The sequence below is a fragment of the Caballeronia temeraria genome, assembly GCF_001544795.2.
In the GTDB taxonomy this organism is placed as follows: Bacteria; Pseudomonadota; Gammaproteobacteria; order Burkholderiales; family Burkholderiaceae; genus Caballeronia; species Caballeronia temeraria.
In genome coordinates this window covers 356640-369018 of the sequence record NZ_FCOI02000001.1, presented here as the reverse complement: position 1 = coordinate 369018, position 12379 = coordinate 356640, and the positions used below count along the sequence as shown (strand labels likewise).

Below are 12379 nucleotides of genomic sequence, written 5' to 3'. Positions count from 1 at the left end.
AGGCCGCGTGTGTCCGAATGGATGTCGATGCGACTCGCGAAGAGAAAACCGGTGCTGGATGACGGATGTGCTGGGAACCAAACTCGCCTCGATCGATCTTTTGCTACGTGCTTCCGTCAGGCACACTATCGGCCTCGCTTCACCCCGACAACAAAAAGAGGCCCGCGGCCTCTTTACGCTCGGTGCGGACACTGCGAAAATCCCGCCGCGCGCACCAAACCAGTATTCAATAATTATACCAACACGCACGCCGGTCCAACGCTCCATGCCCCGCCCAACGCTCGGTATCGCCATCATCACCCACAATGCGGCAGCGCGCCTCGCGCAATGCCTGCAAGCCGTCTCCTTTGCCGATGAAATCGTCGTCGTCGATGGCGGCAGCACCGATGCAACCGTGGGCATCGCCGAGGCGCATCGCGCGCGCGTGATCGAGGCGCGCGACTGGCCCGGCTTCGGCCCGCAGAAAAACCGCGCGCTCGACGCGCTCTCGACCGACTGGGTGCTCTCCATCGACGCCGACGAAATCGTGTCGCCGGAGCTGGCCGCGTCGATCCGCGCCGCGATCACCGACGCGCAGGCGGACATCTACGCGGTGGACCGTCTTTCGAGCTTTTGCGGCGTGTGGGTGAAGCACAGCGGCTGGTATCCGGACTGGATCCCGCGGCTCTTTCGCCGCGGCACCGCGCGCTTCTCGCCCGATCTCGTGCACGAGCGACTGGTGCTGTCGACCGGCAAGCCCGTCGCGCGTCTCTCCGGCAAGCTGATGCACTACTCCTACGAGGATTTCGAAACGGTGTTGCGCAAGCTGGACGCGTATTCGACGGCGGGTGCGCAGCAACGTCACGCCTCGGGCAAGCGCGGCAGCTTCGGCATCGCGCTCACGCGCGGCGCGTGGGCGTTCGTGCGGACTTACGTGCTGCGGCGCGGATTTCTGGACGGCAAAGCCGGTTTCATGATCGCGGTATTCAACGCGCAGACGGTCTATTACCGGTTTCTGAAACTCGCCCACATGAACGAAATGCGCTGACAGTCTTTGCGTCAGCGTTTCGCGTCGATGTCACGCGCGAGATCGATCAGCGCGCGCACGTGCGCGTCGACGCTCGTGTCGTAGCGCACCGCGTCGGCGCCGAGCTGGGCGTCGCGCCGCGTTTCGATGGCGCCCTGCACCGTGCGGCGCAGATCGTCGGCATCGCCGGATTTGAAGACGTGCTTCGCGTGATCCGCAATCGCGTCGCAGCAGCCGATGCACGCCGGAAAGATCACGGGCGTACCGCACATCACCGATTCGATGCCGACAAGCCCGAACGGCTCGTAGCTCGACGCAAGAATGGTGAAATCCGCCGCGCGATACGCATCTTCGATGTTTTTCGCATAACCGAGATAGCGCACGTTCGCCGCCGGCCTCTCCGGCGCGCGGCCCGCGACGGCGATCACCACGTTCAAGCCGGCGAGCGCCTTCTCGATCAGCGGCAAGCCCTTGCGCTCGTGGCTGCTCGACGGAAACAGCAGCACGGTTTCATCGGCCTTGAAGCCGAACTGTTCGCGCAGACGCGCGCGCGTGGCGGCATCAACGGGAGAGAATCGCGCACCGTCGACGGGCGGATACAGCACGCGAATCTTGCGCACGTCCACGCCGTACAGCGCGCGCAGTTCGTCGCTCATCATGTCCGAATGCGCGACGATCACGTTCGCCCGCGCATACTGCCGCCGCTCCAGCTCGATCTGCCGCGTGTCCGAGCGCTTCTCGCGCCGCCCCGTTGCGCGCAAAAATCCGATATGCGTGCCGCCGCAAATGGCGATCTCGGAGCCTTCCACGCGATTGCAGCCGATGAGCACATCGACCTTCGCCTTCTTGCGGGCGCGCTTCAACGCCCACGAGAAATACGCGTCGCGCAGCTTGCCCGGCAGAAACGACACCTTGATGCGATACGGCTCGACGAGCCGGCTCTCGGGCAGCGACGCATCGATCTTGCGCGCGAAGAACGCGGGCTTACGCTTGCCTTCGAAGCCCGCGGCGGCGAGGCCGCGCACGAGATCCATCGCGTAGCGTTCGAGTCCGCCGGAATGCTTCAGCGCATTCGCCGAGATGCCGATGCGCATCAGTAGACGATTTCGATGGCGCTGCCCGCGAATTCGCCGCGCAGCGCCGTGATGAGCTCGTCGGTCGGCTTGACGCGCCAAGCGTCGCCGAGGCGCACTTCGCCTTCGGCATGCTCGCTGCGATAAACGATGCTCACGTTCAGGCCGTTCGGAATCGGCGCGCTTTGACGCTGGCGGCCGTTGTCTTTCGCAGGCATCGGCGGCGGCGCTTCCTGCGCGCCCGCTGCGTGCGCTTCGAGCACGCGGCGCAGACGCAGGGCGTCGGCGTTGCCGTTCATCTCGACCTTCACCGATTGCGCGTAACGGCTGCGCGCGCGTTCGAGGTCCATCGCGGTATCGACGGTGAAGCGAATGCCGCCCGTGAATGCGTCGTTGCGCGCCATGCCTTGCACGACGAGCAACTCGTCTTCCTTGAAGAGCGCCTTGTTGGCTTCGAACTGTTCGTTGAAGACGGTGACTTCGCACTGGCCGCTGCCGTCGTCGAGATTGACGATCAGCATCTTGCCGCGCTGGGTCATCTGCGTGCGCATCGCGGAGATCACGCCCGCGACGAGTTTGTCGCGCCCTTCCTTCAGCTCGCCGATCTTCTGGCGCACGAAGCGGCGCACTTCGCCCTTGTAGGCATCGAACAGATGGCCGGACAGATAGAAACCGAGCGCAGTTTTCTCTTCCTGCAAACGCTTCTTGTCGGACCACTCGGCTTCGTCGACGTATTCGTGCTTCGCGAGCGGCGCGTCGCCCATGTCGAAGAGGCCGGCTTGCATGGCGTTGGCGGCGGCCTGGTCGGCGGCTTCCATTGCCATCGGCACGGAGGCGAGCAACTGCGCGCGATTCGCGTGGACCGTGTCGAACGCGCCCGAGCGGATGAGCGCTTCCACCGTGCGGCGATTCACGACACGGCGGTCGATGCGCTCGCAGAAGTCGAACAGGTCGACGAACGGACCGTCTTCACGCGCGCGCAAGATTTCTTCGATCGCGTTCTGCCCGCTTCCCTTCACCGCGCCCAGACCATAGCGAATGGTTTTCGAGCGCTTGCCATCGGCTTCCGCGACCGGCTCGAAGCGATACGCCGACTGGTTGATATCGGGCGGCAACACGGCCATGCCGTTCGTCAGGCAGTCCTCGAACAGGATCTTGACCTTGTCCGTGTCGTCCATCGCAAGCGACATGTTGGCCGCCATGAATTCCGCCGGATGATGCGCCTTCAGCCACGCCGTGTGATACGCGAGCAACGCATAGGCCGCCGCGTGCGACTTGTTGAAGCCGTAGCCGGCGAACTTCTCCATCAAGTCGAAGGTCTCGTCCGCCTTCGCGCGCGTGAGACCGTTCTTCGCCGCGCCTTCCGCGAAAATCTCGCGATGCGTGGCCATTTCCTCGGGCTTTTTCTTGCCCATCGCACGACGCAGCAAGTCCGCGCCGCCGAGCGAATAGCCGCCGATGATCTGCGCCATCTGCATCACCTGCTCCTGATAGACCATGATGCCGTAGGTCTCTTTCAGAACAGGTTCGACGCGCGGGTCCGGATACTCGACGATCTCGCGCCCGTGCTTTCGTGCGCAGAAGCTCGGGATCAGGTCCATCGGGCCCGGCCGATACAACGCCACCAGCGCGATGATGTCCTCGAAGCGGTCCGGCTGTGCGTCCTTCAGCATGCCCTGCATGCCGCGGCTTTCCAGCTGGAACACGGCGACGGTGTTCGCTTTCTTCAGAATGGAGAACGACGCGGGGTCATCGAGCGGCACCTGCGCGAGGCTCCAGTCCTTCTTCGACGGATCGAGGCGGCGAATGTAGCGCTCCGCCCAGTCCAGAATCGTGAGCGTGGTCAGGCCCAGAAAGTCGAACTTCACGAGGCCGACGGCTTCGACATCGTCCTTGTCGTACTGACTGACGACGCCTCCGTCTTCGCCCTGCGTGTAGAGCGGGCAGAAATCCGTGAGCTTGCCCGGCGCGATCAGCACGCCGCCCGCGTGCATGCCGACATTTCGCGTCAGCCCTTCCACACGCTGCGCGAGTTCGAGCAGCTGATGCACTTCGTCTTCGGAATCGAAGCGCTCCTGAAGCGCCGGCTCTTCCTTCATCGCGTCCGCGATGGTCACGTGCTTGCCCGGTTTGAACGGAATCAGCTTCGCGATGCCGTCGGTGAACATGTAGCCGAGATCGAGCACCCGGCCGATGTCGCGCACCGCCGCCTTCGCCGCCATCGTGCCGAAGGTCGCGATCTGCGACACGGCGTCCGCGCCGTACTTGCCCTTCACGTATTGAATGACGCGATCGCGCCCTTCCTGACAGAAGTCGATGTCGAAGTCGGGCATCGACACCCGTTCCGGATTCAGGAATCGCTCGAACAGCAGGTTGTAGCGCAGCGGGTCCAGATCCGTGATGCCGAGTGCGTACGCGACGAGCGAGCCCGCGCCCGAGCCACGGCCCGGCCCGACCGGCACGCCATTGTTTTTCGCCCACATGATGAAGTCGGCGACGATCAGGAAGTAGCCCGGAAAGCCCATCTTGATGATGGTGCCGCACTCGAAGTCGAGCCGCGCGTAATAGGTTTCGCGCTGCGCCTCGCGTTCGGCTTCATCGGGATAAAGCTGCTGCAGACGAACTTCGAGGCCTTCCTTCGACAACTGGATGAGGTAGTCGTCGAGCGACATGCCATCGGGCGTCGGGAAAAGCGGCAGCTTCGGCTTGCCGAGTTCGAGCGTCAGATTGCAGCGTTTCGCGATCTCGACCGTGTTCGCGAGCGCCGATGGAATGTCCGCGAAAAGCGCGCACATTTCATCCTGCGTGCGGAAAAACTGGTCCTGCGTAAAACGCTTCTGCCGACGCGGATTCGCGAGAATATCGCCTTCGGAAATGCACACGCGCGCTTCGTGCGCGGTGAAGTCGTCGGGCGTCATGAACTGCATCGGATGCGTGGCGACGACCGGCAGCTTTAGCTTGGCGGCAAGCTTGACCGCTTCCTGCACATACGCCTGCTCGCCCGGCTGACCCGCGCGCTGCAATTCGATGTAGAACGCGTTCGGAAAGAGCTTCATCCAGCGTTCGGCGTTCCGTTGCGCGGATTGCGCGTTGCCCGCGGCGAGCGCCATGCCGATATCGCCCGTCTGCGCGCCCGAGAGCGCGAGCAGCCCGGTTGCCAGCCCTTCTTCGAGCCATTCCACCAGCACCTCGGCGCGGCCGCGATACTGGTTCGTCAGCCACGCGCGGCTCAACAACTCGCACAGATTGAGATAGCCCTCTTTATCGCGCACGAGCAAAAGGAGGCGCGAAGGCTTGTCGCGATCGGCGGCATTGGTGATCCAGACATCGCAGCCGGCAATCGGCTTCACGCCCATGCCACGCGCTTCCTTGTAGAAGCGCACGAGACCGAATGCGTTGCCGAGATCGGTCAGCGCGAGCGCGCCTTGCCCGTCTTTTGCGGCAGCCTTGACGACGTCGTCCAGCCGCACGATGCCGTCGGCGATCGAGAATTCGGAGTGGACGCGGAGATGAACGAAGCGGGGATCTGACATGGCGGTATTGTACATGCGGGCCATCGTCCGAACCGGCATCGGAACGCGCGTTAGCCGAACGGATAAGGCCTCCGGGGCGCCGGAAATTGCGCACGCGCAAGGCTTCGGCGATGCGCCGCCGGGAATCGGGCGAAGGTGCGGGCCGTTTGCGGGATAATACGTCTTTCGTGCGCGATTTTTATCCGCATTTCTTACCCGTTACGGCCGTTTTGCGCGTCATCCGATCATGAGCATTCTGAATCTCTCCGCCTACAAATTCGTCACCATCGAGGACGGCCCCGCGTGGCGGCCGCTCGTCACCGAACGCTGCAACGCGCTCGGCCTGAAGGGCACGATTCTGCTGGCGCCGGAGGGCATCAACCTTTTCATCGCCGGGCCGATTGCCGAAGTTCGCGAATTCATCGACTACATCCATACGGACCCGCTCTTCGGCGGCCGTTTCGCCGATCTGGAATTCAAGGAGAGCCTCTCCGCCAAGCAGCCGTTTCGCCGCATGCTGGTCAAGCTCAAGCGCGAAATCATCACGATGAAAAAGCCCGCGATCAAGCCGGAACTCGGCCGCGCGCCTTCCGTCGACGCGCCCACGCTCAAGGCCTGGCTCGACCGCGGTTATGACGACGAAGGCCGTCCGGTCGTGATGCTCGACACGCGCAATGCGTTCGAAGTCGATGTCGGCACGTTCGACAACGCGCTCGATTACCGCATCACGAAATTCAGCGAGTTTCCGGAGGTCATCCAGCAGAATCGCGCGGATATGGAGGGCAAGACGGTCGTGTCGTTTTGCACCGGCGGAATTCGCTGCGAAAAGGCCGCGATTCACATGAAGGAAGTCGGCATCGAGCACGTTTATCAGCTCGAAGGCGGCATTCTGAAGTACTTCGAGGAAGTGGGCGGCGCGCATTACAACGGCGAATGCTTCGTGTTCGACTACCGGACGGCGCTCGATCCGAACCTGCAGCCGACCGCGACCGCACAATGTTTTGGCTGCCGCGCGGTGGTATCGATCGACGATCAGACGTCGCCGTTCTACAAGCCGGGCGAGACATGCCCCGCTTGCCATCCTGACGCGAAGGTCAGCGCCGCCGCGTAATGAGTTATCGGGGACGATTCGCGCCCTCGCCCACCGGCCCGCTGCACGCGGGTTCGCTCGTCAGCGCGCTCGCGAGTTTTCTCGATGCCCGCGCGCATGGCGGACGCTGGATCGTGCGCATCGAAGATGTCGACGCCCCGCGAACCGTGTCCGGCGCAGCCGATGAAATTCTGGCGACGCTCGATCACTTCGGCATGCATTCCGACGAACCGCCCGTGTGGCAAAGCGAGCGCGGCGCGGCTTACGCGGCCGCGTTCGCGCGTCTTCAGGCGACGGGGCTGATCTATCCGTGCGGCTGCACGCGGCGCGAAATCGCCGATTCGCTCGTGAACGCACATGCGCGTCATGCGACGCTAGCCTATCCGGGCACCTGTCGCAACGGTCTGCACGGCAAGCCCGCGCGCGCGTGGCGGCTGCGCGTGCCGGATGGCGATGCCACGATCGTTACGTTCGAGGATCGCTGGCAAGGGACGCAAACGCAGAATCTCGCGACCGAAGTCGGCGATTTCGCGTTGAAGCGCGCCGATGGCCTGTGGGCCTATCAGCTCGCGGTCGTCGTCGACGATGCCGACGCCGGCATCACTCACGTCGTGCGCGGCGCCGACCTGCTCGATTCCACCGCGCGGCAGATCTATCTGCAGGAGTGCCTCGGTGTGCCGACGCCGGCATATCTGCATGTGCCCGTCGTCAACAACGACATCGGCGAAAAGTTGAGCAAGCAGACGGGCGCGGCGCCGCTCGATCGCAATGCGCCGCTTGGTGCGCTCGTCGAGGCGGCGCGGCATCTGGGCATCGACGTGCCGGCCGGATCGCTCGATACGTTTTACAGCGCCGCGACGGCCGAATGGGCGAAACGCTTCGCGCGCTAGACGCAAAAAAGGCAGCCACGCGGGCTGCCTTTTTCTTTTCCAGGCTCAACGGCGATTACGACTTACGCGGCATCCCAAGACCGCCGAGCAACGCGGCGAGCGGCTGCTTCGGCGCGCTCTTGCGCTCGGGTTCAACCGTTTCCTCATGACGCTTCATCGCCGAGGGCGACGGCTCGTACGGCTTCAGGAAGAATTCGTCGATGGGCTGCTGACGGCCGCGCGGGCGATCGTGCGTGCCCGCCGTGCGGCGGCGCGGTCCCGATTCATCGCGCGACGTATGCCGACGCTCCGTGCGCTCCGGGCGCTCCGGGCGGCCGAAACGCTCGTCACGACGCGGCGCCGTACCGTCGCGGCGCGCGCGCATCGTCACTTCGAGCGGCTCGACTTCGAGCGGACGCTTGATCAGCTTCTCAATATCCGCGAGCTGCTTGCGCTCGTTCGCGCTACACAGCGACAGCGCATCGCCCGATGCGCCCGCGCGCCCCGTCCGGCCGATGCGGTGCACGTAATCTTCCGCGTTGAACGGCAGATCGAAGTTGATGACCGCCGGCAATTCGGCGATATCGAGACCGCGCGCGGCGACGTCGGTGGCGACGAGCGCCTCGATTTCGCCGCGCTTGAACGCGTCGAGCGCCTGCATGCGTTCGCTCTGCGAGCGGTCGCCGTGAATCGCCGTCGCGACGATGCCGTCTTTTTCCAGCACGCGCGCAAGCCGGCTCGCGCCGATCTTGCTGTTGCAGAACACGATCACCTGCTTCAGCTCGCGCTCGCGAATGAGCTGCGCGACCGCGCCGGATTTGTCGCTCTCGTGCACCTCGTAGACGATCTGACGCACATTGGCGTTGGTCGAATTGCTGCGCGCGACCTCGATGGTTTGCGGATTGCGCAGATAAGTCGACGCGAGCTTCTTGATTTCCGGCGAGAACGTCGCCGAGAACAGCAGCGTCTGACGTTCCTTCGGCAGCAGATTCAAGATGCGCTGGAGATCGGGCAGAAAGCCCATGTCGAGCATGCGGTCGGCTTCGTCGAGCACGAGCATCTGCACCTGACCGAGATTCACCGTCTTTTGCTGCACGTGATCGAGCAGACGGCCCGGCGTCGCGATGAGAATTTCGACGCCACGGCGCAGCGCGTCGGACTGCGGGTTCATGTCGACGCCGCCGAACACGACCGTGCTGCGCAGCGGCGTGTGCTTCGAGTACGTCTGGACGTTGGCGGCGACCTGGTCGGCGAGCTCGCGCGTCGGCGTGAGCATCAGCGCGCGCACCGGATGACGCGCGGGCGATGCGCTCGTGTTCGCGTTCGGCAACAGGCGCTGGATGATCGGCAGCGAGAAGCTCGCGGTCTTGCCAGTGCCGGTCTGCGCGGCGCCCATGACGTCGCGGCCCGCGAGGACGACGGGGATCGCTTGTGCCTGAATGGGCGTGGGCGTCGTGTAGCCGGACTCACGCACCGCTTTCAGGATGTCGGCGGACAAACCGAACTGGTCGAACGTCGGCTCGGTGGCCTCTGCGGTGGACGTGTTCGTGGCGACGGAATCGGACATGGTGACTTTATTGGCTTTCGCTAAAATGCCGCTCGTCGCGGCGCGCGTAAAAAATCGTTCGTTCGGTCGAATGTCGCGATTGCTTGCTTACGCGGATGGGTTTCATTGGCGCACGCGGCGCATCAGTCGGGCATCATTCAGACGCAAAGTGCGCGCTGGACGGGGCGGCCGGTCTATCGAGCATCACGCGCCCGCTCATTTGCTCGTTTCGATTCGCCGAGCCCGCACTCCGATGGAACACGGCTTCGATGACGCCTTCAAGGCACGCGGCATCGCGCGATGATCTCGCGCGGCGGCCCGGTCGAGGTCCGTGTTTCCGCTCGAGCCGGCACCGAACGGCGATGCCGGAAATTCCGAAATGGGTCCGGCGGCGATTTTCACAGCCGGAAAGCCGCACATTGTAGCACCGCGCGCAAATGCGCTCCGGCGACGCGAAAGCGCACCCGGACCACCTTGCAGCATGCGCCGCGCCTACTTCTTGCGCGCCTCGCAATCCGCGAGCAGCGGCGGCGAATCCTTCGCGGCCATCTCGTCGTAGAGATTGGCCTGCGGACCCTTGGTCCACCACGTGTATTGATCGGCGACGTACCGGGCGCCCGATCCCGCGAGCACGTTCACGAACAACAGTTTGCGTCCGTCGACGGTCAGCGCGGCGAAGCTCTGACGATTGCGCGTGTTCGTGTATTGCACGGACACGCTTTTGCCGTCCTTGCAGTCGTAGCGGGTCGTCTGCGTCGACGCCGTCTGGATTTGCGGCACCGTCAGCGGCATGGCAAAAGCGGCCTGCGCGACGAACATCGCCAAGATGAGTGTGATCAGTGTCTTCATCGTTCGATTCGCCTGTTCAAGGGTCGATCACCTCGGCGCACGCGTCGGTCGGCGCGGCCGCTACATGGCCGACGACCGGCACGATCTTCAGCCCCGCCGATGCGATGCGGCAGGGCGCCGCCGCAAGTCCGCAACCGGACAGCCCGAGAGACACCACGACGAGCGCGGCAACCCACTTCCAATTCACTTTCTCGCTCCCGCCGGCGCCCGCGCGCCGGTCAACTGGCCGATACCGGCCGCACTTTCGATGCCGCGAGCTTCGCGCGTTCGCGTGCTTCGCCGATGTCCGCGCCCGTCGCGAGCGCAACGCCCATGCGGCGCTTCGCGAAACTTTCAGGCTTGCCGAACAGGCGCAGATCCGCGCCGGGCACGGCGAGCGCCTCGACGACGCCCTCGAACGCGATGCCCGCCTCGTCCAGCCCGCCATAAATCACCGCCGACGCGCCCGGCGCGCGCAAAGCGGTGTCGACGGGCAAGCCGAGAATCGCGCGCGCATGCAGTTCGAACTCGGAGAAGCGCTGCGTCGCGAGCGTGACGAGGCCGGTGTCGTGCGGACGCGGGCTCACTTCCGAGAACCAGACGTCGTCGCCTCGCACGAAGAGCTCGACGCCGAAGAGTCCGCGTCCGCCGAGCGCGGTCACGACCTTCGCGGCGACCTCGCGGGATTTCGCGAGCGCGGCTTCGCTCATCGGCTGCGGCTGCCATGACTCGACATAGTCGCCCGCGACCTGAACATGGCCGATCGGATCGCAGAAATAGGTTTGCGTCTCGCCGCTCGCGGGGTCGGCTGCACGCACGGTGAGCTGCGTGATTTCGTATTCGAAGTCGATGAAGCCCTCGACGATCACGCGCCCGCGATTCACCCGTCCGCCCGCCATCGCGTAGTTCCACGCGGGCTCGACGTCGGCGTCGCTTCTCAACACAGATTGCCCCTTCCCCGACGACGACATCACCGGCTTCACGACGCACGGAAAACCGATGTTCGCGATCGCCGCTTTCATCTCGTCGAGCGATTGCGCGAACGCGTAGGGCGAAGTCGGCAGACCCAGTTCCTCGGCGGCGAGGCGGCGGATGCCTTCGCGGTTCATCGTGAGCTGCGTGGCGCGCGCCGTCGGAATGACGGTCGCGAGTCCGGCCGCTTCGATCTCCGCGAGTGCTTCGGTCGCGATCGCCTCGATCTCCGGCACGATCAGATGCGGCTGCTCCTTCTCGACGAGCGCGCGCAGCGCGGCGGCATCGGTCATGTCGATCACATGCGCGCGATGCGCCACCTGATGCCCCGGCGCGTTCGCATAGCGATCCACCGCGATCACTTCGACGCCCAACCTTTGCAGCGCGATGATCACTTCCTTGCCCAGCTCGCCCGCGCCGAGCAGCATCACGCGCGTGGCGCTGGGAGAAAGCGGCGTGCCGATACGCGTGGCGCCGGCGCGAAGTGGATCGGTCTGCATGAGAGCTCCAGAATCGGGTGATGAGGTCAATGAGGCGGAAAGCAGCGAAATTGGGCGCGATGTTAACACGCAGCGCCAACGGCGACACTTGGCCGTCCGGTCTATTGACAGCGTCGTCACGAACGGTATTGACTCGCGAATGCGCGTCGGAATTCCCGGCGCGTTTTCACGTCGATGGCAGCCTGGAAAACGCCGCCAATCATTTTGTTGCATTGCGGTGCTAGACAAATCAGAGGGCCCGTGCGATACCCTTACGGTTTCGCCCGCTTCAGGATCATCGATGCCCACGTCCCTCTTTCGCGCGCCCGCTCTTCGTTTGGCGCGCTCATCGTCAACACTCCTGTCGCGCCGCGAGCGTACGCTTTCGCTGGCTTCGCGTGCGTGCGCGCTCGTCGTCGCGGCGGGCATCGTCGCTGGCTGCGCAATGCCGCAACACCCCGATGCGAGCGCTCCGCCCACCGATCCCTATAATCCCGCCGCCACGCAATTGCTCGACGACACGCAATGGCAGCTCACGAGCTGGACCGATGCAAGCGGCCAGCCGCGCGCCGTTCCGCACGCAGGCGATAACAACGCGCAACCGCTCACGCTCGATTTCTCGACCGCGAACGGACATCGCCAGGCAAGCGGCTTCTCGGGCTGCAACCGCTTCGCCGGCACGTACGAGCTGAAGAACGGCAAGCTCACGTTCGGCCCGCTCGCCGGCACGCGCATGGCGTGTCTGTCGGGCACGGGCGCGGCGCTCGAGCGGCCCTATCTCGATGCCCTCGCGCATATCGCGAAAAGCGGCGTGCAGATGAATCCGCCGCAAGCGTTGCAGCTGACGCTCGACGACGGTCAGGTGCTCACCTTCACGCCGCGCGCGAAGTGATGTGTTGCTTCCTTGCGGCAGGGTCGTCGCGCGTGCGCGGCACCCGTTAAACTGCTCGATCGAACATGCCCGGCTGCCTGCGAAATCGGCGCGGCCCGGCAGCAGTCTCATT

10 protein-coding genes are annotated in these 12379 nt (G+C 64.5%); 4 read left to right on the top strand and 6 right to left on the bottom strand.

Annotation, left to right across the window (positions count from 1 at the left end):
- The first annotated feature begins 265 nt into the window (after positions 1 to 265).
- On the top strand, positions 266 to 1027 hold the full coding sequence (locus tag AWB76_RS01755; protein WP_061158388.1) for a glycosyltransferase family 2 protein: 762 nt from the start codon (positions 266 to 268) through the stop codon (positions 1025 to 1027).
- A gap of 11 nt (positions 1028 to 1038) precedes the next feature.
- On the opposite strand, the gene AWB76_RS01750 is transcribed toward AWB76_RS01755, so the two are convergent.
- Positions 1039 to 2100 carry a glycosyltransferase family 4 protein gene (locus AWB76_RS01750; protein WP_061158387.1) on the bottom strand — a complete coding sequence of 354 codons (1062 nt, stop codon included), beginning with the start codon at positions 2098 to 2100 and terminating at the stop codon, positions 1039 to 1041.
- Positions 2100 to 5627, bottom strand: a complete 3528-nt coding sequence (gene dnaE / locus AWB76_RS01745; protein WP_061158386.1) for a DNA polymerase III subunit alpha — start codon at positions 5625 to 5627, stop codon at positions 2100 to 2102. Before dnaE ends, AWB76_RS01750 begins: the two co-directional genes overlap by 1 nt.
- 211 nt (positions 5628 to 5838) lie before the next feature.
- Between dnaE and AWB76_RS01740 the strand changes: the two genes are divergently transcribed.
- Both AWB76_RS01740 and gluQRS read left to right on the top strand, forming a co-directional pair.
- Positions 5839 to 6702 carry a sulfurtransferase gene (locus AWB76_RS01740; protein ID WP_061158385.1) on the top strand — a complete coding sequence of 288 codons (864 nt, stop codon included), beginning with the start codon at positions 5839 to 5841 and terminating at the stop codon, positions 6700 to 6702.
- The gene (gene gluQRS / locus AWB76_RS01735; RefSeq protein ID WP_061158384.1) at positions 6702 to 7571 is read left to right on the top strand and encodes a tRNA glutamyl-Q(34) synthetase GluQRS; all 870 of its coding nucleotides are present in this window, start codon (positions 6702 to 6704) and stop codon (positions 7569 to 7571) included. Before AWB76_RS01740 ends, gluQRS begins: the two co-directional genes overlap by 1 nt.
- A gap of 55 nt (positions 7572 to 7626) precedes the next feature.
- Here gluQRS and AWB76_RS01730 read toward each other — a convergent pair whose 3' ends face one another.
- From AWB76_RS01730 to purT, 4 genes are all read right to left on the bottom strand, one after another.
- Positions 7627 to 9117, bottom strand: coding sequence for a DEAD/DEAH box helicase (locus AWB76_RS01730; protein ID WP_061158383.1), 1491 nt, complete (start codon positions 9115 to 9117; stop codon positions 7627 to 7629).
- Between the two features lie 471 nt (positions 9118 to 9588).
- Positions 9589 to 9945 (bottom strand): MliC family protein, encoded by a 357-nt coding sequence (locus tag AWB76_RS01720; protein ID WP_061158381.1) that lies wholly within the window; start codon positions 9943 to 9945, stop codon positions 9589 to 9591.
- Positions 9946 to 9961: 16 nt separating this feature from the next.
- Positions 9962 to 10132: a DUF6726 family protein gene (locus tag AWB76_RS41485; protein ID WP_167357723.1), complete on the bottom strand. Its 171-nt coding sequence runs from the start codon at positions 10130 to 10132 to the stop codon at positions 9962 to 9964.
- Between the two features lie 31 nt (positions 10133 to 10163).
- Positions 10164 to 11396: a formate-dependent phosphoribosylglycinamide formyltransferase gene (gene purT, locus AWB76_RS01715; protein WP_061158380.1), complete on the bottom strand. Its 1233-nt coding sequence runs from the start codon at positions 11394 to 11396 to the stop codon at positions 10164 to 10166.
- A gap of 280 nt (positions 11397 to 11676) precedes the next feature.
- On the opposite strand from purT, the gene AWB76_RS01710 reads away from it, so the two are divergent.
- Positions 11677 to 12267, top strand: a complete 591-nt coding sequence (locus AWB76_RS01710; RefSeq protein WP_082864338.1) for an META domain-containing protein — start codon at positions 11677 to 11679, stop codon at positions 12265 to 12267.
- Positions 12268 to 12379: the final 112 nt, after the last annotated feature.